Origin of the sequence: Burkholderia cepacia (assembly GCF_029962485.1) — a bacterium.
Lineage (GTDB): Bacteria > Pseudomonadota > Gammaproteobacteria > Burkholderiales > Burkholderiaceae > Burkholderia.
In genome coordinates, this window is sequence record NZ_CP073637.1 from 905,345 (window position 1) to 927,376 (window position 22,032).

The following is a 22,032-nucleotide window of genomic DNA, read 5'->3' on the forward strand; positions in this document are numbered from 1 at the left end:
TGCCGGGTCTGTCAGGTCGTGCCGTCGGCCTGGAGAGGGTGATCCTCGTGCTTCCCGACGATGGGGAAAATCTGCTCCGGCATGTGCGGGAGCAGCCCTTCGCTCGCATTGCTCTGTCCCAGGGAGCCCATCTCCTTCACGCGGATGATGTGGACGGTATCCGGCACGATCCGGTGTGCGACGTCGGACCACAGCGTTTCGATGTTCCAGGTCCAGTCCTCGATCCCGAGCCCCATCGACTTCACGACAGGCTTGTACGGGAACCGCTGGTAAATGCTGCGGTGCGCGAAAATGTTGGCAGACCAGATGTTGTTCAGGAACAGCGAATTGCGATCGAAGCCTTCCTCGTCGCTTGCCCGGTGGACGAAGTGGAACGATTGCGCCAACGGGTGCGGCAGATGGTTCATCGAGTGCCGGTCGTAGTCGCTCTCATGGAAATAGAACAGGCTTTCGGGGTGCCAGATGGAGCGGTTGTCGGCCGGCTCGTCGCGCGAGCACGCAAATGCGCGCGTCAGCCATTGGCTGCCCCACAGGTCGTCACCATCGAGAAAGGCGAGATACTCGCCGCTTGCCACGTCGACGCCCGTGTTTCTCGTCAGGCCGAGGTCGCCGCACGAGACGACGTCGAGTGCGTCCAGCCACGCGCCGCGCTGTTTCACGATGTCGAGCGTCTGCGGGTCGGGGTTGTCGAGCAGCGCTCGTGCTTCGATACGCAAGCCCGATTCGCGCGCGACGCTCACCAGTCGGTGCATGCTCGCCAGAGCCGGAATCGCAAATGCCGCCTCTTTGTGGAAAACGATGAAGACGGAAATGTCAGTCACTTTCTAGTCCGAAGATGGTCTTGACGTTGTGCGAGTAGGCGGCAGGGGAGTGGCGGGCGACCACCTGCTGGTACGCGGTACCGATCATGCGCTCGATGTCCGCGCCGGTCGATCCGCACACCGCGTCCATCGCCGTGCTGAATGCGGCGGCGGTTTCGGCGGCGTGGTGCTGGTGGCCGACGAACTTGACGGCCGAGTCGTCGAACGTACCGCGCAGTCCGCCAACGTCCGCGAGGATCAACGGCAGCGCATGCTGGCTCATTTCCAGCACGACGTTGGGCATGCCTTCGAACAGGCTGGTGAAGATGAAACCGTCGTAGTCGACGAAATCCGCGGCCGGCACGTTTTCGAGCACGCCCTTGTGATGAATGTTCGGCGCGGAGAGGCCCAGTTGCGCAAAGCTGCCGTGAACGGGGCCGTAGACGTCGAATTCGTCCGAGCGGCGCAGTTGCGCGAGCGCGGCCAGGATCTCGGTGCCCTTGAACGGTTCGACGCGGGAAACCCACAGCCAGCGCCGATGCCGGTCGGGGTTGGCCCAGCGCGGCGCGCGGCGCGCCAGCCGCGCGGCGAATGTCGTCTCGTCGACCAGCATGGCCTTGGCCGGCAACTCCACGACGCCGGGGCCGCGAATGCCGCCCCACATGCGCTCGAGCGTATCGGCCATGCGTGCGTTGTCGGTCAGTGCCGCGGCATAGGACAGCGTGCGGCGCGGGAAGCGTGCGCCGTAAGGGGCACCGATGCCGTTGACGCCGAGGCTGAAGAACGTGCAGAAGATCTTCGCGTACTGGGACAGGCCGCGGCCGAACTGGGCAACCGCGTCAAGACCGACCCGGCTATTGTTGATAATGATCGTATTGGGCCGAAGGGCGTTGAGAAAACGAGCGAATACGGCCGCACTGGCATGGCCCGGGCCGCATGCGTCACGCCAGAACAGCACCTCGTGCCGCTTGAGGGGCGCGAGGATGTTCAGCGCTTCCCAGCCTGCGGATTCCTTTTCGGTTGCCTCGGTCACCACCACGAGGATCGGTTCGGCGACCGAATCGCCGAGCGTGTGCACGAGGTCGGCCACGTATTTTTCGGCACCGCCGGTACACAGGAACGGCGTCGCGACGACCGTACGCGGCACCACCGACAGCGATTCGAAGATTCTCGACACGTGAACGCCGTCGCGAGCCAGCAGGTCGGTTGCGTCGAATTCGCGAAGATTGCCGATCGCTTTCGCGCCGGCCGCCACGATCCCGAGATCGAATTCGGCCTGTTCGGCGATCTGATCGAGGATGCGCCCGATGGGACGACGCACCCGGACCGCGACGGGGCGCCCCTTCCAGCGGAAGTACTGCCACGACGCGCCTTCGATATGATCCATGTCGCCGATCACGACGTCCGTGCGCGGTGCGATCGAGCGACCTTCATCGATGCCCCACGCCAGCCAGTGTTCGACGGGGTCGACGCCGGCGGCCTTCACGTCAGGATTGTTGAACAGATAGGCGTCGCGATCGAGCTTGTCTTCGATGAACGCTCGAAATCGTGCGTCGCTTCCCGGGTCGCGGTCGACTTGCGACGGAGCCGTGCCGTTGGGGCTGGCGGCCGTGTTGCCACGGAGTGCGGGCACACGGGCCGCCGTCATGCGATGTCGTAGCCGCGACAGAACACGCTTGGAGAGGCGGGCAGTACCTTGAATCGTCAGTTTCATGTGATGAATGCGCAGCCTCGAACGAGAACACGTTAACACACCGGATACACGGAATGTCGGCCTCGATCGGCAGAGGCGGCAAGTGACAACGGCCGAGATTGTACATGACCGCTGATGGGCCTTTTCCGCAAATGCACCCGTCCGGTGCGTGCGGTCAGGGCGCGGCTGGCCTGGGCGGGGCGCGGCAGCCACGGACGTCGCGGGAACGCCGCCAGGACGCAACTCGACAGGCCGTGAAACACCTTTTAACATTGTCCGCTGAGTCATTCATGCGACAATGCCGCCTTTGTCGGGCCTACCGTCAGGTGGTCGAACCGGTTTAGATAGTCCAAATGGTTCAACGGGCCGGGTGTCGGCGGTAACGGCCTGATCGCAATGCGTTTGCGTCTCTCCTCGACTCGAGAGTCGTCCATTCGCATGGGTGTCTCATGGTGTATGAGAGGCATCCGTGGCGGGAGCGGGAGCACCCTGTCGTCCGGGGGGCTGCCCATGTCGTTTCCAGTGCCGGCTCCAGCGCCGGCCAGGCAGCTGCAACGCGAGCGGCTGTCCCGGGACGCCGCCGCTTTGTATCCCGTCCCTCGTTCAGGCGAGCAGACATGACAGAACCCCTCTTTCCCCCCGGTCACCCTTTGGAATCAATGTCCAGTCTGAGCACAACCGAGCTACCTTGTATCGATATTTCCATCGTTACATACAATTCCGAGCGCTGGCTTGCAGGTTTCTGGGAGAGTCTCGTCGCGCAGCAGTATCCGCTCGACAAGATCACGGTGTTGATCCGTGACAATGGTTCGAAGGATCGCACCGTCGAGGCGCTGCGCGACCTGATCGCGCGATTCGGCGAGCGGTTCCGGTCGGTGTCGCTGGACACGGGGGCAAACGTCGGCTTCGGCGCCGGGCACAACGCCAACCTTGCGGCGGGCCAGTCGGAATTCTTTCTGGTCACCAACGTCGACCTGACGTACGAGGCGAATGCCATCGAGCGCGCCGTGCGCCGCGCCGTCGCCGACGATGCGCGGGTCGCGGGCTGGGAGTTCAGGCAAAAGCCGTACGAGCATCCGAAGTACTACGACCCTGTCACGCTCGAGGTGAGCTGGGCGTCAAGCGCGTGCATGCTGTTCCGGCGCAGCGCACTGGAACAGGTCGGTGGTTACGAGTCGCGATTGTTCATGTACGGCGAAGACGTCGAGCTTTCGTATCGCCTTCGCGATCGAGGCCATGTCATCAAGTACTGCGTCGACGCCGTGTGCTGGCACTACACCTATGAAACCGCGAACGAGCTGAAGCCGGTGCAGTTTTTCGGCAGCACGCGGGCGAACGTCCTGTTGCGCATGCGGTACGGCACGCTGCGCCAGATCGTCGGCGGACTCGCGATGTATCTCGGGTTGTTCATGGTCCCGCTGCCGATCCAGGGGCGCGTCAAGGGCCTGTTTGCGAACCTGATGACGATCCTGCGCGACAGTTTCTATTTCCTGCGAACGCGCAAGCAGTCGGACATCGCATTCCCGTTCCGCGGGTGGGATTACGAGCAATCTCGCGAAGGGGCGTTTCAAACGTTCGAGCAACTGCCGGCGGACCCTCCGCTCGTGAGCATCGTGGTGCGCACGTGTGCGGGGCGTCTGGGCAAGCTGAAAGAGGCCGTGCAATCGGTCGTGCATCAGACCTACCCGAACGTCGAACTCGTGGTGGTGGAGGACGGCTCGGAGACGGCGCAGTCGTTCGTCGAGTCCGTTCGGGCATCGGGCGCGCTTGCGCGTGTGCAGTATCACCCGATTCCGAAAGCAGGGCGCTGCGTCGCCGGCAATGTCGGGCTCGAGGCGGCGACCGGCAAGTACGCGTGTTTTCTCGATGACGACGACCTGCTGTTTGCCGACCACGTCGAAGTGCTCGCGCGCAAGCTCGACAGCCGTCCGGATCTGGCCGGCGCGTATGCGCTTGCGTTCCAGGTGGACACGGAAATCGTCAGCCATGATCCGTGGGTGTACCGGGTCGCCAGCCGCTACGTGGCGTACCGCGAGGGTTTCTCGAGGGCGGCGATCTGGCATCACAACTTCATTCCGATTCAGGCAATCCTGTTCCGGCGCGCGCTGTTCGAGCAGTACGGGGGGTTCAACGTCCAACTTGATCGCCTCGAGGATTGGGACTTGTGGGTGCGTTATTGCCAGCGCAATGATTTCGAACTCGTCGAGAAGGTGACATCCGAATATCGGGTGCCCGCTCAAGACTCGGTTGCATCGGTCCGTCAGCAGGAGCTGGACGACTACTATCAGAAAGCGGTGCAGGCCCGGGACGGCATGGTGCTGCAGATGACGCCGAACGAGGTGATGAAGTACGCCGAAGAGCTGGCGAAGATCATGTATCCGATCGCGGTGTCGAGGAGCCGGCTTCGCGCGATCGCGCTGCGGATTCCCGGAATCTGGGTATTGCGCCGCTTCTATCTGATTTCTCGTGGCGTAATGGGGCGGATCAAGCGGAAGTTCGCGTCGGCGGTGAAGCGGCAAGGGTAATCCTGCGTCGGATCGGTCGCTGGTCGTGCGACCGGTGCGCTATAATTTGCGCCCCCTCCGATCCGGGCCGGAGTCCGGCGCGAAACGTGGAGAGCCGTTCGCCGTATCGGATCCGCGGCCGCCGAGCGGTCGCCGGGGCTGGTTTGCATGCCGATTTTGCCAAATTGCCGGTTTCAACTGAACTCGATAATGTTTACCAAAGAGCTGTTTGCCTATCGGCACGTGCTGTACCAACTGGTGACGCAGCAACTGCTGGCCCGTTACCGCCGGACCATCTTCGGCTATTTGTGGACGATTCTCAATCCGCTGATGATGATGACGGTGTCGGCCGTCGTGTTCTCGCATATCTTCCGCCTCGGCCTGCGTGACTACGCAATTTTCCTGTTCGCAGCCACGGTGCCGTGGAACTTCTTCAGCGGATGCGTGGTGCAGGCGGGCAGCTCGATCGTCTCAAACGAAGGGCTGATCAAGAAAGTCTATGTCCCGAAGCTGATCTTCCCGATCTCGACCGCGATCGGGTGCCTGCTGGATTCGCTGTTCGGCCTGGTTGCGCTGTTCGTCATCGCGTTTGTCGTGGGCGCGCGCATCAGTCCGGCCTTGTTCTTTCTCCCGATTTCTTTCGCGATCCTGTATTTCTTCGCGCTCGGTCTCGCGCTGATGCTGTCGGTTGCGATGGTGTATTTCCGGGATCTGCAGCATCTGATCGGCGTGCTGATGCAGGCGTTGTACTTCCTGACGCCGATCATGTACCAGCCGAGCGCCATTTCGCCGTCGCTGCAAAACATCCTTCGCTTCAATCCGCTGCTCTATTTCGTGGACCTGTTCCGCGCACCGATTTATCGCTCGGAATTGCCGTCGTTGACGGTGATCGGCATCGCGTTGGTCGCTGCGATCGCAAGCTTCTCGATCGGACTCAAGCTTTTTCGGTCCTACGAGAACAAACTTATCTTTAGGCTTTGATTATGTCTTCGATTGAAGTGGTAAATGTGTCGCTCAAATTTCGACTTTACCATGACAAGACGCCGAGTCTGAAAGACTACCTTGCGCAGTTTTTCCGTTCGAAATCCCATTCGAAATTCACGGATTTCTGGGCGTTGAAGAATGTCAGTCTGACGATTCGGCGCGGCGATCGCGTGGGTATCGTCGGGCACAACGGCGCGGGTAAGAGCACTCTGCTGAAGACCATTTGCCGCATTTATTCCGCGCAGTCCGGCGACGTCAAGATCACCGGGCGCGTCGCGCCGCTCATCGAGATCGGCGCCGGCTTCAATCCCGAATTCAGCGGGCGCGACAATATTTATTTCAGCGGCAGCATTCTCGGCTATTCGAAAGACGAGTTGCGCCGCCTGGAAGGCGAAATCATTGAATTCACGGAGCTGGAAGAATTCATCGATACGCCGGTGAAATACTATTCGACCGGCATGTACATGAAGCTGGCGTTTGCAATTGCCACGGCCGTTCATCCGGAAATCCTGATTCTCGACGAAGTGTTTGCCGGCGGCGACGCGTCTTTCATCGCCAAGGCCAAGCAGCGGATGACGGAGTTCATCGACAAGGCCAGCATCATGGTCTGCGTGTCGCACGACATGGACCTGTTGAGGACGCTGTGCAATCGCGTCGTGTGGCTCGATCACGGGCAGGTAAAGGCAGACGGAAATCCCGATGAAATCATCACGCAGTACCTGGCGGCGCGTTGACGAACGCGTAGCGGTCGGCCTGTCCGGCATGACCCCGGTGCGCGTTCGACGTGGCATCGTAGCGGCAGGGTGCGCCTGCATGCGGGGTGCAGACCAGCGCGGGCGGCCGGCGTGACGGGCGGTTCAGATAGCCGGTTGTCGGTATCAGTCGTCGTCTATCGGCCCGACGCGACGGTGCTTGCGCGCACGCTCGAGCGCTTGTGTGTCGCCGTCGACGCGACGCGCAAGTTCCGCCCCGGATTTGCCGTCGATCTGTACATGATCGACAACGGCGGCCTTGCCGACGCCGGATGGAACCCGGCCGTGCTCGATGCCGCCGGGATCCGCCATGTGACCGTGAGCGGCCAGGGTAACATCGGATACGGGCGAGGGCACAATCTCGCGATCGAGCGCGCGGACGGCGGCTACCATCTGGTGCTGAATCCGGACATCGACGTCGAGCCCGATGCGCTCACGCACGCGCTGAAGTTTTTCGATGCCCATCCGGAGGTCGGCCTGCTGACGCCGAGGATCGATGACGGCGACGGCCATCTTCAGTATCTGTGCCGCCGCTATCCGACGGTGCTGGACCTGGCTGTGCGGGGCTTCCTGCCGGCGCGGTTCAGGCGGTTTTTCTCGTCGCGGCTGTCCCGATATGAAATGCGGGACGTGATCAACGATCGCGACATCGTGTGGGATCCGCCGATCGTCAGCGGCTGCTTCATGCTGTTCCGGACCGACCTTCTCAAGAAGCTCGGCGGCTTCGATCCGCGCTATTTCCTGTATTTCGAAGACTACGACCTGAGCTTGCGCACGCTCGATGTTGCGCGGGTGGCGTACGTGCCGACCGTGCGGGTGTCGCACTATGGCGGCGGCGCTTCGCGCAAGGGCTTCGCGCACATCCGGATGTTCTCGGCGTCGGCATTCAAGTTCTTCAACCGCTTCGGCTGGAAATGTCTATGAGCGATGTGCTCGTGACCGGGGCGAACGGGTTCGTCGGCCGTGCGCTTTGCCTGGCGCTGCAGCGTCGCGGGCATACCGCGAGCGGGCTCGTGCGCCGCTCGGGCGCGTGTGTTGCCGGTGTTCGCGAGTGGGTTCATCCCGCCGACGACTTCGCGGGCCTCGCCGATGCGTGGCCGGCTGCGTTCGAGCCGGATTGCGTGGTGCACCTCGCGGCGCGCGTCCACGTGATGCGTGACGACGCCAACGATCCGGTTGCCGCATTTCGCGCGGCAAACGTCGAAGGCGCATTGCGGGTTGCGCAAGCCGCGCATCGCCGCAACGTCCGGCGGATGGTGTTCGTCAGCAGCGTGAAGGCGGTGGCGGAGTCCGACGGCGGCGTGCCGCTGGACGAGCGTGTGCCGCCGCATCCGGAAGATGCGTACGGGCGGTCGAAACTCGAGGCCGAGCAGGCGCTGGTCGAGTTTGCCTCGCAAACCGGCCTCGACGTCGTGATCGTTCGTCCGCCGCTCGTCTACGGCCCCGGCGTGCGCGCCAACTTCCTGCGGATGATGGATGCGATCGCGCGCGGCGTGCCGCTGCCGCTCGGCGCGATCGCCGCGCGCCGCAGTCTGGTCTACGTCGACAATCTCGCGGATGCGTTGCTGCACTGCGCGACCGACCCGCGTGCGGCGCAGGGCTGCTTTCACGTTGCCGACGACGACGCATCGTCCGTGACCGAACTGCTGCAGATGGTCGGCGATGCGCTCGGCAAGCCGGCGCGGTTGTTTCCGGTTCCGGTCGGGTTGTTGCGCGCGGTGGGCAAGTTGACCGGCCGGACTGCCGCGATCGACCGCCTGACGGGCGGCCTGCAGCTCGATACCGGTTGCATCGCGCGGGTGCTCGACTGGCGCCCCCCGTATTCGACCCGGCAGGGGCTCGAAGCGACGGCGGCATGGTATCGTTCGCGCGATACGGAACAATAACCGACATGCATTTCGCGATTTCCACGTGGCCGACTGCCGCCGCGATGGCGCTGGCCTGCGCCGTCGCGACCACAGCGATCCTGCGCACGCTGCTCGCCACCGGGCTGGCGTGGCGGCTTGCCACCGACATTCCAAACGATCGTTCGTTACACGTGCGTCCGACGCCGCGCGTCGGCGGCTGGGGCATCGTGCCGGTCTCCGTGCTTGCGATGCTGGGGTTCGCGCCGCGGATCTGGCTGATCGCTGTCGCGGCGGCAGCGCTGGCAGCCATGTCGCAATTCGACGACCGGCACGGGCTGCCGGCCCGCGTGCGGTTCTCGGCGCACCTCGTGGCGGTGGTCGCGCTGATCGCCGTGTTCCCGGCCGACGCACCGTGGTGGCTGCTGGTCGGAATCGGCTTCGCGATGGTCTGGCTGACGAACCTGTACAACTTCATGGACGGCGCCGACGGCCTCGCGGGCGGCATGGCGCTGTTCGGTTTCGGCGGGTACGCGGTCGCGGCGCTCAACGGCGCTCAGGTGGCGCCCGATCTCGTCGTGGCGGGCGCGGCGGTTGCTGGCGCGGCGCTGGGCTTTCTTCTGCTCAATTTCCACCCGGCGCGACTGTTCCTCGGTGACGCCGGCTCGATTCCGCTCGGGTTCCTGGCCGGTGCGCTGGGCTACTGGGGCTGGCGCACCGGCGTCTGGCCGATCTGGTTTCCCGCGATGGTGTTTGCTCCCTTTATTGCCGATGCATCTGTAACACTTTTGAGACGCCTGTTACGCGGAGAAAAGTTCTGGCAGGCGCACCGCGAGCATTATTATCAGAGGATGGTCCGATCGGGCGTCAGCCACGGTCGGACCGCTCTTTATTGGTACCTCATCATGCTCGCGGGCATAATTGTCGCCGTGTGGGCAAAGGGCCGCCCGGAACTGCAGCAATGGCTGTCGTTCTTCGTGTGGTATGGCGTCCTGGCATGGTTCGGATGGTTGATCGACATGCGTTGGCGCCAGTTTCAATCGGCCGCCGAAAACAACTCTTGAGGTTTCCCGCCGATGTTGCGATCCAAGGCATCGTGGCTGTCACTCAGTGCTTTTCTGTTCGACCTGATGGCGGTTGTCGCCGCATGGTTGTTCGCCTATCTCGTTCGTTTCAACGGTAGCGTTCCGCATGAGTTCCTGAGCGGCGCGCTGATGGCGATGACCTGGGTACTGCCCATCTACGCGCTGATGTTCCACGGGTTCGGCCTGTATCGTGGGCTGTGGGTGTTCGCGAGCCTGCCCGACCTGATGCGCATCGCGAAGGCGGTGGTCGGCGGCGGCGTGATCGTGATGATCGGCGCCTTGATGTTCCAGCCGCAGCCGATCATTCCGCGCTCGGTGCTGCTCGTGTCGCCGCTGATGCTGTTCCTGGCGATGGGCGGTGCCCGCGCGCTGTATCGCGCGACGAAGGAGTACTACCTGTACGGCGGGCTCGTCGGCAAGGGCAAGCCGGTGCTGGTGCTCGGCGCCGGCACGGCCGGCGCGAGTCTCGCGCGCGAACTGTCGCGCTCCGGTGAATGGCGCCTCGTCGGCCTGCTCGACGACGATGTCACGAAGCAGGGCCGCGAAATCTACGGCTACAAGGTGCTGGGCTCGTTCAACGACCTCAAGCACTGGACCGATGCGATGAAGGTCGAGTACGCGATCATCGCGATTCCGTCGGCGTCGGTCGAGGCGCAACGTCGCGTCGCGACGCTGTGCGTGCGTGCCGGCGTGAAGGCGATGGTGCTGCCGTCGCTGACCGCGCTGATGCCGGGGCAGGGCTTCCTGTCGCAGGTACGGAACATCGATCTCGAGGACCTGCTCGGCCGCGATGCCGTGACGATCGACACGCCGCACGTCGAGGCGCTGCTGCGCGGCCGTGTCGTGATGGTGACGGGTGCGGGCGGTTCGATCGGCTCCGAGCTGTGCCGGCAGATCCTGCGTTTCGCGCCGGCGCAACTGGTTGCTTTCGACCTGTCCGAATACGCGATGTACCGGCTCACCGAGGAGTTGCGTGAACGGTTCCCCGACCTGCCCGTCCTGCCGATCATCGGCGATGCGAAGGATTCGCTGCTGCTCGACCAGGTGATGTCGCGCCATGCGCCGCACATCGTGTTCCATGCGGCCGCCTACAAGCACGTGCCGCTGATGGAAGAGCACAACGCCTGGCAGGCGCTGCGCAACAACGTGCTCGGCACGTATCGCGTGGCGCGCGCGGCGATCCGCCACGACGTGCGTCACTTCGTGCTGATCTCGACCGACAAGGCCGTCAATCCGACCAACGTGATGGGCGCGAGCAAGCGCCTTGCCGAAATGGCGTGCCAGGCGTTGCAGCAGACGAGCGGGCGCACGCAGTTCGAGACGGTGCGCTTCGGCAACGTGCTCGGCAGTGCGGGCAGCGTGATCCCGAAATTCCAGCAGCAGATCGCGAAGGGCGGCCCGGTGACGGTCACGCACCCGGAGATCACGCGCTTCTTCATGACGATCCCGGAAGCGTCGCAGCTCGTGCTGCAGGCGTCGAGCATGGGGCATGGCGGAGAAATCTTCATTCTCGACATGGGCGAGCCGGTGAAGATCGTCGATCTCGCGCGCGACCTGATCCGCCTGTACGGGTTCTCGGAAGAGCAGATCCGCATCGAGTTCACGGGCCTGCGGCCCGGCGAGAAGCTCTACGAGGAACTGCTCGCGGACGACGAGGCGACGACGCGCACGCCGCATTCGAAACTGCGGATCGCGCGGGCGCGCGAAGTGCCGGACAATTTCCTCGACGAACTGCTGCCGTGGCTGATGCAGCACCGCGTGCTGTCCGACGATGAAGTGCGGCGCGACCTGCGGCGCTGGGTGCCGGAATATCAGACGACCGTCGTGCCTGTACTACAGAGCGTGCCAACGGTGATGCGGGCAGTATCGAATGAATGATGTCGGTCTTGCTGACCGCGAGGTTCAATTCTGCTGATCGAGCGGTGGTAATCGAGAGTTGATAGGTTCGTGGCGCGTATTTCGGCGTGCCGAAACGATCTGATTTGATTCGATATGCCGCCCCGGGACGGTAAGTCGGTTACCGTCCCGGCAAGCCTGCCTTACTCCACCGTCACCGATTTCGCGAGGTTCCGCGGCTTGTCGACGTCGGTGCCGCGCGCGCATGCGGTGTGATACGCGAGCAGCTGCAGCGGTACGACGTGGAGGATCGGCGACAGTTGCCCGTAGTGCTCCGGCATCCGGATCACGTGGAGGCCGTCGTCGTTGACGATCTGCGTATCGGCATCGGCGAACACGTACAGCTCGCCGCCGCGCGCACGCACTTCCTGCATGTTCGACTTCAGCTTTTCGAGCAGTGTGTCGTTCGGCGCGACCGTGACGACCGGCATCGCTTCGGTGACGAGCGCGAGCGGCCCGTGCTTCAGTTCGCCGGCCGGATAGGCCTCGGCGTGGATGTACGAGATTTCCTTCAGCTTCAGCGCGCCTTCCAGCGCGATCGGGTAGTGCAGCCCGCGGCCGAGGAACAGCGCGTTTTCCTTGCGCGCGAATTCTTCCGACCACGCGATGATCTGCGGCTCGAGCGCAAGCACGCTGTTCAACGCGGCCGGCAGGTGGCGCAGCTGCTTCAGGAATTCGGCTTCCTGCACGGCGTCGACGTGCCCGCGCAGCTTGCCGAGCGTCGCGGCCAGCACGAACAGCGCGACGAGCTGGGTCGTGAACGCCTTCGTCGACGCGACGCCGATCTCGGTGCCCGCATGCGTCAGGAACTGCATTTCGGTCAGGCGCACCATCGCGCTCGTCGCGACGTTGCAGACCGCGAGCGTATGCGCGTGGCCGAGCGACTGCGCATGCTTGAGCGCCGCGAGCGTATCGGCCGTCTCGCCCGACTGCGAGATCACGAGCACGAGCTGGCGCGGGTTCGGCACCGATTCGCGGTAGCGGTACTCGCTCGCGATCTCGACCTGGGTCGGGATCTTCGCGATCGATTCGAGCCAGTACTTCGCGGTGAGCCCCGAGTAGTAGCTCGTGCCGCACGCGAGGATCAGCAGGCTGTCGATCTCCGCGAACGCGGCGGGCGCGGCGTCGCCGAACAGCGTCGCGTCGAAGGCTTCCGTCTGCGGCACGGTATCGCTGATCGCGCGCGGCTGTTCGAAGATTTCCTTCTGCATGAAGTGGCGATACGGGCCGAGCTCGACCGCGCCGCCGTATGCGCTGACCACGCGGATCTCGCGCTGCACGGTGGCGCCATGTCGATCGACGATCTTCACACCGTCGAGCGACAGCTCGCACATGTCGCCTTCCTCGAGGAACGTGAAATGGTCGGTGCTGCCCGCGAGCGCGAGCGCATCGGACGCGAGGAAGTTCTCGCCGTCGCCATGGCCGACGACGAGCGGCGAACCCTGGCGCGCGCCGACGACGGTATGCGGCTGGTCCTTGTGGATCACGGCGATCGCATACGCGCCATGCAACTGATGCACGGCTTCGCGCACGGCGTCGAACAGGTTGCCGCGATACAGGCTGTGCACGAGGTGGGCAATCACCTCGGTGTCGGTCTGCGACACGAATTCGTAGCCCTTCGCGCGCAGCGCTTCGCGCAGCGTCTCGAAGTTCTCGATGATGCCGTTATGGACGAGCGCAAGCGCGTTCGACGAGAAGATCGGGTGCGCGTTGTGCGTGACGGGCGCGCCGTGCGTGGCCCAGCGCGTGTGCGCGATGCCCGTCGTGCCTTCGAGGTGCGATTCCTGCACCTGCGCGTCGAGATCGGCGACGCGCGCAACGCTGCGCGCGCGCTTCGGCGCACCCGGTTCGAGCACGGCGACGCCGCACGAATCGTAGCCACGGTATTCGAGGCGCCGTAAACCTTCGATCAGCACCGGAACGATATTACGCTGCGCAACTGCGCCGACAATGCCGCACATGAATGGTCAATCCTGTAAGTCGACGCGGGCGCCGCGTGGGCGCCCGCAAAAGGTTTAGCTATATTTCCTGGAAGCAGGGCCGCCTTTGCGGTCTTCGTTTTGTCGTTGGTGGGAACACACCATCGGTGACATCACTTGTCACATTGCGCGGTCATCACGCCGCAGCGATGGGTGAATTGGCGCGAGAAATTGCGTTTCCGACCTGACGAATATATCGCATTCGAGCACGGTCCCAGCGTTGCTGTTGGCTCTGGTCTGATCAATGCTGCTGGCGCTGCTTCCTTACCACCATCCACTTCGGTACCCTGAACCTGACGATGCTGAGATAAAGCCAAACATAAGTCAGCGCGAACAGCACGACAAAAACGAACAGGTGCACCGTATGCCGCCAGAACAGCGTCGCCGGAATCACCGCGACGAGGCACAGCAGCCATAGATAAGGTGACGTGAGCGAATTCCGCCGCGTCAAATCATGCGCATGCTTCGTCCCCACAGCCCAGCGCATCAGCCGCTTGTACACGAGCATGTGCAGGTGCACGCCGTCCGGAATGCCGGGCGACATCCCGCGGATGAACTTTTTCCGATAGATCGAGAAGCACGTCTCGAAGATCGGATACATGAACAGCAGCACCGGGTACCACGCGGACACCTCGCGATTGCGCATCACGAGCATGATCGCGAGTTCGGCAAGCATGAAGCCGATGAAATACGCGCCGCCGTCGCCGAGGAAGATCAGCCCGGCCGGAAAATTCCACAGAAAGAAGCCGAGCACGGCGCCCATCATGATGATCGACGCAGACATCACGACCGGGTCGTTGACATGGAACGCGACGTACGCGAGCGACGCGAACATCATGAAGCTGACCATCGACGCGAGGCCGTTGAAGCCGTCGATGATGTTGATCGCGTTCGCGAGCGCCGCGACCGCGAGCACGGTGATGAACGCCGAGATGGCCACGTAGCCGAGCAGGAAGTCGAGCGGCGGCACGCTGATGCGCTTGACCGCGATGCCCAGCAGCCAGAACGCCAGCGCGGCCGCGCCCATCGTGCAGAGCAGCCGCGCGCGCGGCGACACGCGTTTGGTCAGGTCCTCGACGAGGCCGGACAGGAACGCCGGCAGCCCGCAGGCGGCGATGCCGAGAATGCTGCCCGCGATCGTCGGATAGCGCCGGGACAGGATCAGCGCGGCAACGACGACCCCGGCGAGGATCCCGATGCCCCCCACTCGCGGCACGGGCCGCACGTGGAATTTCTGCACGCCGGCCAGATCGCTGTCGACCGAGAATTTCTCGTGAAGGTGCGCGTAGCGCACGATGAACAGCGTGACGAACAGGGAGACGATGAAGCCGGACGCGAAGCTGAGCATGGGATCGCTCGAAAAATGGACAGCGGATTATACAAAACCGCGCGGGTTCCCCTCCTGCCATCGCCAGTGGTCGGCACACATTTCTTCGATACCGAGCGTCGCGCGCCAGCCGATGATGTCGGCCGCGGCCTGCGGGTTCGCGTAGCACTCGGCGATGTCGCCCGGGCGGCGTGCGACGAGTTCGTACGGCACCGGGCGGCCCGACGCCTTTTCGAACGCGCGGACGACTTCCAGCACGCTGTATCCCTGGCCGGTGCCGAGGTTCACGACGAAGCTCGCGTCGCGCTTCGCCAGCGCATCGAGTGCGGCGATGTGCCCCTTCGCGAGATCGACGACGTGGATGTAGTCGCGCACGCCAGTGCCGTCCGGCGTCGCGTAGTCGGAACCGAACACGCGCAGCTTTTCCAGCTTGCCGACCGCGACCTGCGCGACATACGGCATCAGGTTGTTCGGGATGCCGGCCGGATCCTCGCCGATCAGCCCGCTCGCGTGCGCGCCGACCGGGTTGAAGTAGCGCAGCGTCGCGATGCGCCACGAAGGATCGGACACCTCGAGATCGCGCAGGATCTGCTCGGCGATCAGCTTCGACTGGCCGTACGGGTTCGTCGCCGACAGCGGGAACGACTCGTCGATCGGCGAGCGCTCGGGCACGCCGTACACGGTCGCGGACGAGCTGAACACGAACTGTTTGACGTTGCGTTCGCGCATCACCTTGAGCACGGCGAGCAGGCCGCCGATGTTGTTCTGGTAGTACTCGAGCGGCTTCGCGACCGATTCGCCGACGGCCTTGAGCGCCGCGAAATGGATGGTGCCGGTGATCGGGTGCGCGTCGAACACCTTCGCGAGCGCGGCTTCGTCGCACACGTCGACCTGATGGAACGAGGGCGTCTTGCCCGTGATCTGCTCGATGCGCCGGACGGATTCGGCCTTGCTGTTGACGAGGTTGTCGACGATCACGACATCGTAGCCGTTGTCGAGCAACTCGACGGCCGTGTGCGAGCCGATATAGCCCGCGCCGCCGGTGACGAGGATGGTGCCTTTAGCAGTCATTGCTGATGCGCTCCTTCAAAGTGTGAATCCTGTCAACGAATGGATGGTCTGCCGGTAGCGTTCGACGACCTGCTGCTCGTCGAATTCCGCCGTGACCTTCTGCCGGCCGCGCGCGCCCATCGCGTCGCGTCCGGCCGTTCCGAGTTCGATCATGCGGAGCAGCTGCTCCGCGAGACTTGCGCTGTCGCGTACGCGGCACAGGAAGCCCGTTTCGCCGTCGGCGACGACATCGCGGCAGCCCGGCACGTCGGTCGCGACGATCGGGCGGCTCATCGCCGATGCTTCCATCAGCGTGCGCGGCACGCCCTCGCGGTACGACGGCAGCACGACGCAGTCGGCCGCCGCGATATGCGGGCGGACATCGTGCGCCTCGCCGAGATATTCGATGATACCTTCGCCGACCCACGCGTCGACATCCGCGCGGCCGATCGCGCTCGGGTTGTCGACGCCGAGCGGCCCGAGCAGCTGGAAGCGTGCGTTCGGGAAGCGGCCGCGCACGATGCGCGCGGCTTCCACGTATTCGCGCACACCCTTGTCCCACAGCAGCCGGCCGATCAGGATGAAGACAGGTGCGTCACCGGCGGGCAGCGGCGCGGGCGCGAACTGGTCGAGATCGACGCCTTCGCCGTGCAGCAGCCGCGCGCGGTCGGGATGCGCGAGCAACCGCTCGTCGGTGAAGGTCGCGAGGTCGTCGCGGTTCAGGAACCATACTTCACGCGGGAAGCGGAACGCGAACCGGTACAGCCGCTTCGCGACGCTCGCCGCACGGCTCTTCTGGATGAAGACGTAGCCGAGCCCCGTCGTCACCGCGATCGACGGCACGCGCGCGAGCCAGGCTGCGACCGACCCGTAGATGTTCGGCTTGATCGTGTAATGGAACACGAGATCGGGCCGCAGCGCGCGGTAGTGGCGTACGAGCGCCGCGAGCGTGCCGAGATCCTCGCGCGGGCTCGTGCCTTTCGACGCGACCGCGAGCGCCACGTAGCGGCAGCCCATCTGCTCGAGCAACGGCACCGTGCGGTCGTGCGGCGCGATCACGACGACCTCGGCGCCGCGCGCGACGAGCGCACGGATCAGCCCGTGGCGATACGTGTAGATCGCCCAGGCCGTGTTGCAGACGAGCGCGATGCGCAGCGGGGAAGTGGCGGACATGAAAAAAAGAAAAAATAAAGCGTCGTAAATGCCGGATCGGCGTCAGGCGGACGGCCGCGCGGCGAACAGCGTCTGCTTGATCCGCTGCAACGTATGGTACGGCGTCACGAAATGCAGCAGGTTCTTGGCGAGGCCGGCCCAGTCGTACGGGTTCAGCGCGTTGAAATGGCTCAGCAGCAGCGTGAGCGTCGACACCAGCTGGCGCCGGCGCTTGGTCGCACTGATCCCGCCCTCGTTCAGTTCGTAATACAGGCCGAGTTCCGGCAGGTTCGCGCAATCGTAGCGTTGCATTAACCTCAAAAAAAGATCGAGATCCTCGGCCGCACGGTATTTCGCGCGATAGTTGCCCACTTCCCGCACGGCGTCGATGCGCAACATCACCGACGGATGCACGAGCGGCGAGCGCAGGAAGCGCGTGCGGCGCAGCGTGCGCGGATCGGCGGGCGGCGTCAGCATGAAGCGCGGTTCGCCGGCGCGCGACACGACCTGCGTCCACATGCCGACGCAGGCCACGCGCGGATGGGCGCCGAGATACGCGCGTTCCTTCGCGAGGCGCTGCGGCGCGGCCAGGTCGCCCGCGTCGATGCGGGCCGCATAACGGAAGCCGCGCGCCGCGAGCGCGTCGATGCCGGCCGCGAGCGCGCGCTCGATGCCGCCGTTCTGCGGCATGCGCAGCACCTCGATCGCGAGGCCCGGCAGGTCGGGTGCGACGATCGGCGGCGTGCTGCCGTCGTCGACGATCAGCACGTGCACGGGCGCCTCCTCGCGAAACGACGCGAGGGTCCGTACGACGTCGTCGTGCCCGTTGTAGGCCGGCAGCAGCACGGCCACGTCGTCGAGCGGGGGCGGGCAATCAGGGGACGTCATGTTCGCAGCTTGAAACGGATGTAATAAAAGTTGACGGCGGCCGCGGCCAGATAGCCGGCCGCCAGCCCGACGAGCGCGCCGTAGAGGCCGAGCCGGGGGATCGCGAACAGGTTGACGACCGCGGCGATCGCCAGCGCGAGCAACCATTTCGCCAGCAACACGAATTTTGCTTGATATTTGAGAACGATAAGATTGCCTATCGCCTCGATGCCGGCCGGCACGGACAGCCAGACGGCCCAGCGGAAGATGTCGACCGACGCCTCGTATCCGTGGCCGAACACCTTGCCGACGATCAGCGGGGCGGCCGCGTCGAGCACGAGCGCGCCGGCCGTCATCAGCCCGGCCGTCATCGCGATCAGCCGGACGATGTTGCGGCGCAGCCGTGCGACGTCCTGCACGCGGTAGACGAAGGCGGGCGCGATCGTCTGCGCGAGCATCAGCGCGAGCGTGATCCAGTTCTCGTTGAGCTGCTGCGCGGCCGAGTAGCGGCCGAGATCGGCGAACGACACGTGACGCTCGAGCATCAGGCGGTCGAGCTTCAGGAACAGGTACATGCAGATGAGCCCGAGCCAGAACACGGTGCCGGCCGTTGCAAAGTGCCTGAACAGCGGCTTATCGAACGTCCAGCCGAGGGTGCCGCCGTTACGATGCCGGTAGTACAGCAGCAGCGCGAAGCCGATCGCGGCGGCCTCGAGCGCCCACAGCCACGCGAAGCGGGCGGGGCCGGCGGCCGCGCGGACCAGCAGCCACACGAGCAGCGCCTTCGCGAGCGCCGTGACCATGCTGGTGACGAGCTGCGGCTTGCTGTAGGTCATGCTCTGCAGCCACGCGTTGATCACGCCGACGAACGGCTCGCGGAACACCATCGTGACGGCCAGGCCCGCGAGCATCGCGCCGACCAGCGGATCGAAGGCGCCCGCGGCGATCGCGATCCAGGTCGCGACGAGCGCGGCCACCGACACGGCGATGCGCAGCGCGAACGCGCTGCCGAGCACCGCGCCGAGCTGGGCGGGCGGACGCTGGACGATGGTCGGGACGAGGATTTCCGCGCCGCACACCCAGGTGAGCGGCGCCAGTACCAGGAGGAGCGTATTCGCATACTGCCATTTGCCGAACACATCTGGCCCGAAATAACGGGCCAGCAGGCCGCTGATCGCGATCGCGACGCCGATCTGCGTGAGCCGTTCGAGCCCCAGCCAGACGAGGTTCGCGACGGCTTTCGCGACGTCCGGGTTGCCGAAGCGCTTCAGCATGCGCAGCGGCGGCACGCGCACGGGGCGGCCGGCAGGGCGCCCGAAGGCTGCGGGGTGGCTGCGGCGGAGCGGCTAGGCATTAAAATGGGCGACATGCGCGTCATCAAAACCCGCGATTATAAGTGGGATCGCGACCGCTCCAGCCGTTCCGTTCCTTGTTTTGCGGGGCCGCATGTATCATGCGCGGCACCGGCGCGAGGCGGCCAGCCAAGCCAGACAATTTTCCATGCACGCAACTGAGAGAGAAGAGAATCGATGATCTCCCAATCCATCTTCAAGGCATATGACATCCGTGGCGTGGTCGGCAAGACCCTCGACGTCGACACGGCGCGCGGGATCGGCCGGGCATTCGGCAGCGAAGTGCGTGCGCAGGGCGGCGATGCGGTCGTCGTCGCGCGCGACGGCCGCCTGTCCGGGCCGGAACTCGTCGGCGCACTCGCCGATGGCCTGCGTGCGGCCGGTGTCGATGTCGTCGACGTCGGCATGGTGCCGACGCCGGTCGGCTATTTCGCGGCGAACGTGCCGCTGGCGCTGAAGGGCGGCGAGCGCCGCGTCGATTCGTGCATCGTCGTCACGGGCAGCCACAACCCGCCCGACTACAACGGTTTCAAGATGGTGCTGCGCGGCGCCGCGATCTACGGCGAGCAGATCCAGGCACTGTACCGCCGCATCGTCGACGAGCGCTTCGAGACGGGCAGCGGCACGTATGAAGAAATCGACGTCGCCGATCAGTACATCGCGCGCATCGTCGGCGACGTGAAGCTCGCGCGGCCGCTGAAGCTGGTCGTCGACGCCGGCAACGGCGTCGCGGGCCCGCTCGCGACGCGCCTGTTCAAGGCGCTCGGCTGCGAACTCGTCGAGCGCTTCACCGACATCGACGGCACGTTCCCGAACCACCACCCCGATCCCGCGCACCCGGAAAACCTGCAGGACGTGATCCAGGCGCTGAAGGACACCGATGCCGAACTCGGCTTCGCGTTCGACGGCGACGGCGACCGCCTCGGCGTCGTCACGAAGGACGGCCAGATCATCTACCCGGACCGCCAGCTGATGCTGTTCGCGGAAGAAGTGCTGTCGCGCAACCCGGGTGCGCAGATCATCTACGACGTGAAGTGCACGCGTCACCTCGCGAACTGGATCAAGTCGAAGGGCGGCGAGCCGCTGATGTGGAAGACGGGCCACTCGCTCGTGAAGGCGAAGCTGCGCGAGACGGGCGCACCGCTCGCCGGCGAAATGAGCGGCCACGTGTTCTTCAAGGATCGCTGGTACGGCTTCGACGACGGCCTTTACACGGGCGCGCGCCTGCTCGAGATCCTCACGAAGACGGCCGACCCGAGCGCGCTGCTCAACGGGCTGCCGGACGCGATGAGCACGCCCGAGCTGCAGCTGTGGCTCGACGAAGGCGAGAACTTCCGCCTGATCGACAAGCTGCAGAAAGAAGCGAAGTTCGACGGCGCCGAGGAAGTCGTGACGATCGACGGCCTGCGCGTCGAGTACCCGGACGGCTTCGGCCTCGCGCGTTCGTCGAACACGACGCCGGTCGTCGTGATGCGCTTCGAATCCGAGACGCAGGAAGGGCTCAAGCGCATCCAGGAGGACTTCCGCCGTGTGCTGACGGCCGCGAAGCCGGACGTCAAGCTGCCGTTCTGAGTGTCGGCGGCCCGCGGGCCGCCAACGGCGCGAGGGTCGATCCAATCGTCGCGCCATCCCCGAAAAGCGGCGCACGCCAAAGGCGTGCGGCCGCTTTTTGTCTGTCTGGACCCCCGGGCGGGATAAAATCCCCTCTTTCTGCTTGTCGCCGGCTGCCAGCCGGCGTTTTTTCAGCGTGCAAAAGATCCTGATCGTGCGCGTGTCGTCGCTGGGCGACGTCGTGCACAACATGCCGGTGATCGCCGATATCCGGCGCCGCCACCCCGATGCGCAGATCGACTGGCTCGTCGAGGAAAGCTTCGTCGACCTCGTGCGGCTCGTCGACGGCGTGCGCAACGTGCTGCCGTTCTCGCTGCGCCGCTGGCGCAAGAAGCCGTTCTCGGGCGCCACGTGGCGCGAGATCCGCGCATTCCGCAGGCGCCTCGCGGCCGAGCAGTACGATCTCGTGATCGACTGCCAGGGCCTGATCAAGACGGCCTGGGTCGCGAGCTGGGCGCGCGGCCCGCTCGTCGGGCTCGGCAACCGTACCGACGGCGCCGGCTATGAATGGCCGGTGCGCTTCTTCTATCGCAAGCGCGTGCCGATCGCGCCGCGCACGCACGTCGTCGAGCGCTCGCGGCAACTGGTCGCGGCCGCGCTGGACGACCCGGCGCCGACGCCGGCCGATCCGGTCGACTTCGGCCTCGACACGCGCGCGGCGGCGCTCGCGGTGGCCGCGCTCGGCCTGAACCTGCCGGTGCCGTACGTGGTGTTCGTCCATGCGACATCGCGCGCCGACAAGCAGTGGCCGGACGCCGCGTGGATCGAGCTCGGCCAGGCACTCGTGCGGCGCGGCGCATCGCTCGTGCTGCCGTGGGGCAACGACGCGGAGCGCGCGACCAGCGAGCGGCTCGCGAAGGAATTCGGCGATGCGGCGATCGTGCCGCCGAAGCTGTCGCTGCCGGCCGTGGTTGGGCTGATCGACGGCGCGGCCGCGACCGTCGGGGTTGATACAGGTCTGGTTCACATCGCGGCCGCGCTGAAGCGTCCGACGGTCGAACTGTACAATTTCGCGACGGCCTGGCGGACCGGCGGCTATTGGTCGCCGAACGTCGTCAATCTCGGCACGGCGGGGCAGCCCCCGTCGATCGCGCAGGTGAAGTCGGCGCTCGCGGGCTTCGGTCTCCTGTAACGCT

At 64.9% G+C, this 22,032-nt stretch carries 17 protein-coding genes; 9 read left to right on the forward strand and 8 right to left on the reverse strand.

The window, feature by feature from the left end; genetic code table 11:
- Nucleotides 1-11 precede the first annotated feature (11 nt).
- Nucleotides 12-752 (reverse strand): glycosyltransferase family A protein, encoded by a 741-nt coding sequence (locus KEC55_RS04150; protein ID WP_282506860.1) that lies wholly within the window; start codon nucleotides 750-752, stop codon nucleotides 12-14.
- A 61-nt stretch (nucleotides 753-813) separates the two neighbouring features.
- Nucleotides 814-2,706 (reverse strand): glycosyltransferase, encoded by a 1,893-nt coding sequence (locus tag KEC55_RS04155; RefSeq protein WP_282506861.1) that lies wholly within the window; start codon nucleotides 2,704-2,706, stop codon nucleotides 814-816.
- Nucleotides 2,707-3,110: 404 nt separating this feature from the next.
- On the opposite strand from KEC55_RS04155, the gene KEC55_RS04160 reads away from it, so the two are divergent.
- The 7 genes from KEC55_RS04160 to KEC55_RS04190 all read left to right on the forward strand — a co-directional run bounded on the left by KEC55_RS04160 (nucleotide 3,111) and on the right by KEC55_RS04190 (nucleotide 11,540).
- Complete coding sequence (locus KEC55_RS04160; protein WP_282506862.1) at nucleotides 3,111-5,018, forward strand: glycosyltransferase family 2 protein; 1,908 nt, start codon at nucleotides 3,111-3,113, stop codon at nucleotides 5,016-5,018.
- A gap of 189 nt (nucleotides 5,019-5,207) precedes the next feature.
- Entirely contained in the window at nucleotides 5,208-5,978 is a 771-nt protein-coding gene (locus tag KEC55_RS04165; RefSeq protein WP_205169100.1) for an ABC transporter permease, read from the forward strand.
- Nucleotides 5,979-5,980: 2 nt separating this feature from the next.
- A complete protein-coding gene (locus tag KEC55_RS04170) occupies nucleotides 5,981-6,715 on the forward strand; it encodes an ABC transporter ATP-binding protein (RefSeq protein WP_122944645.1) in 735 nt (244 codons plus the stop codon).
- Between the two features lie 135 nt (nucleotides 6,716-6,850).
- Complete coding sequence (locus KEC55_RS04175) at nucleotides 6,851-7,657, forward strand: glycosyltransferase (RefSeq protein WP_348995278.1); 807 nt, start codon at nucleotides 6,851-6,853, stop codon at nucleotides 7,655-7,657.
- Nucleotides 7,654-8,619, forward strand: a complete 966-nt coding sequence (locus KEC55_RS04180; RefSeq protein WP_282506865.1) for a UDP-glucose 4-epimerase family protein — start codon at nucleotides 7,654-7,656, stop codon at nucleotides 8,617-8,619. Before KEC55_RS04175 ends, KEC55_RS04180 begins: the two co-directional genes overlap by 4 nt.
- A gap of 5 nt (nucleotides 8,620-8,624) precedes the next feature.
- Nucleotides 8,625-9,641, forward strand: coding sequence for an MraY family glycosyltransferase (locus KEC55_RS04185; RefSeq protein ID WP_282506866.1), 1,017 nt, complete (start codon nucleotides 8,625-8,627; stop codon nucleotides 9,639-9,641).
- A 12-nt stretch (nucleotides 9,642-9,653) separates the two neighbouring features.
- Nucleotides 9,654-11,540, forward strand: a complete 1,887-nt coding sequence (locus KEC55_RS04190; RefSeq protein WP_282506867.1) for a polysaccharide biosynthesis protein — start codon at nucleotides 9,654-9,656, stop codon at nucleotides 11,538-11,540.
- Between the two features lie 161 nt (nucleotides 11,541-11,701).
- Here the strand turns inward: KEC55_RS04190 and glmS are convergent, their stop codons facing one another.
- From glmS to KEC55_RS04220, 6 genes are all read right to left on the reverse strand, one after another.
- Entirely contained in the window at nucleotides 11,702-13,519 is a 1,818-nt protein-coding gene (glmS, locus tag KEC55_RS04195; protein WP_282506868.1) for a glutamine--fructose-6-phosphate transaminase (isomerizing), read from the reverse strand.
- 259 nt (nucleotides 13,520-13,778) lie between these two features.
- Nucleotides 13,779-14,885 (reverse strand): MraY family glycosyltransferase, encoded by a 1,107-nt coding sequence (locus tag KEC55_RS04200; protein ID WP_282506869.1) that lies wholly within the window; start codon nucleotides 14,883-14,885, stop codon nucleotides 13,779-13,781.
- A gap of 27 nt (nucleotides 14,886-14,912) precedes the next feature.
- Complete coding sequence (galE, locus tag KEC55_RS04205; protein ID WP_282506871.1) at nucleotides 14,913-15,935, reverse strand: UDP-glucose 4-epimerase GalE; 1,023 nt, start codon at nucleotides 15,933-15,935, stop codon at nucleotides 14,913-14,915.
- Nucleotides 15,936-15,950: 15 nt separating this feature from the next.
- Entirely contained in the window at nucleotides 15,951-17,087 is a 1,137-nt protein-coding gene (locus KEC55_RS04210; protein ID WP_282506872.1) for a glycosyltransferase family 4 protein, read from the reverse strand.
- 42 nt (nucleotides 17,088-17,129) lie between these two features.
- Nucleotides 17,130-17,954 carry a glycosyltransferase gene (locus KEC55_RS04215; RefSeq protein ID WP_282506874.1) on the reverse strand — a complete coding sequence of 275 codons (825 nt, stop codon included), beginning with the start codon at nucleotides 17,952-17,954 and terminating at the stop codon, nucleotides 17,130-17,132.
- Nucleotides 17,951-19,207: a lipopolysaccharide biosynthesis protein gene (locus tag KEC55_RS04220; RefSeq protein WP_282506875.1), complete on the reverse strand. Its 1,257-nt coding sequence runs from the start codon at nucleotides 19,205-19,207 to the stop codon at nucleotides 17,951-17,953. Before KEC55_RS04220 ends, KEC55_RS04215 begins: the two co-directional genes overlap by 4 nt.
- 255 nt (nucleotides 19,208-19,462) lie before the next feature.
- Between KEC55_RS04220 and KEC55_RS04225 the strand changes: the two genes are divergently transcribed.
- Together KEC55_RS04225 and waaC are read left to right on the forward strand one after the other, a co-directional pair.
- A complete protein-coding gene (locus KEC55_RS04225; RefSeq protein ID WP_176049396.1) occupies nucleotides 19,463-20,857 on the forward strand; it encodes a phosphomannomutase/phosphoglucomutase in 1,395 nt (464 codons plus the stop codon).
- A 175-nt stretch (nucleotides 20,858-21,032) separates the two neighbouring features.
- Nucleotides 21,033-22,028, forward strand: a complete 996-nt coding sequence (gene waaC / locus KEC55_RS04230) for a lipopolysaccharide heptosyltransferase I (protein ID WP_282506876.1) — start codon at nucleotides 21,033-21,035, stop codon at nucleotides 22,026-22,028.
- Nucleotides 22,029-22,032: the final 4 nt, after the last annotated feature.

What these genes read in the sequence shown, in the direction of transcription:
- KEC55_RS04150 (WP_282506860.1), bottom strand. Translation starts at nt 752, where the DNA reads ATGCACCGACTGGTGAGCGTCGCGCGCGAATCGGGCTTGCGTATCGAA.
- KEC55_RS04160 (WP_282506862.1), top strand. Translation starts at nt 3,111, where the DNA reads ATGACAGAACCCCTCTTTCCCCCCGGTCACCCTTTGGAATCAATGTCC.
- KEC55_RS04165 (WP_205169100.1), top strand. Translation starts at nt 5,208, where the DNA reads ATGTTTACCAAAGAGCTGTTTGCCTATCGGCACGTGCTGTACCAACTG.
- KEC55_RS04170 (WP_122944645.1), top strand. Translation starts at nt 5,981, where the DNA reads ATGTCTTCGATTGAAGTGGTAAATGTGTCGCTCAAATTTCGACTTTAC.
- KEC55_RS04180 (WP_282506865.1), top strand. Translation starts at nt 7,654, where the DNA reads ATGAGCGATGTGCTCGTGACCGGGGCGAACGGGTTCGTCGGCCGTGCG.
- KEC55_RS04185 (WP_282506866.1), top strand. Translation starts at nt 8,625, where the DNA reads ATGCATTTCGCGATTTCCACGTGGCCGACTGCCGCCGCGATGGCGCTG.
- KEC55_RS04190 (WP_282506867.1), top strand. Translation starts at nt 9,654, where the DNA reads ATGTTGCGATCCAAGGCATCGTGGCTGTCACTCAGTGCTTTTCTGTTC.
- glmS (WP_282506868.1), bottom strand. Translation starts at nt 13,519, where the DNA reads ATGTGCGGCATTGTCGGCGCAGTTGCGCAGCGTAATATCGTTCCGGTG.
- KEC55_RS04200 (WP_282506869.1), bottom strand. Translation starts at nt 14,885, where the DNA reads ATGCTCAGCTTCGCGTCCGGCTTCATCGTCTCCCTGTTCGTCACGCTG.
- galE (WP_282506871.1), bottom strand. Translation starts at nt 15,935, where the DNA reads ATGACTGCTAAAGGCACCATCCTCGTCACCGGCGGCGCGGGCTATATC.
- KEC55_RS04210 (WP_282506872.1), bottom strand. Translation starts at nt 17,087, where the DNA reads ATGTCCGCCACTTCCCCGCTGCGCATCGCGCTCGTCTGCAACACGGCC.
- KEC55_RS04215 (WP_282506874.1), bottom strand. Translation starts at nt 17,954, where the DNA reads ATGACGTCCCCTGATTGCCCGCCCCCGCTCGACGACGTGGCCGTGCTG.
- KEC55_RS04220 (WP_282506875.1), bottom strand. Translation starts at nt 19,207, where the DNA reads ATGCTGAAGCGCTTCGGCAACCCGGACGTCGCGAAAGCCGTCGCGAAC.
- KEC55_RS04225 (WP_176049396.1), top strand. Translation starts at nt 19,463, where the DNA reads ATGATCTCCCAATCCATCTTCAAGGCATATGACATCCGTGGCGTGGTC.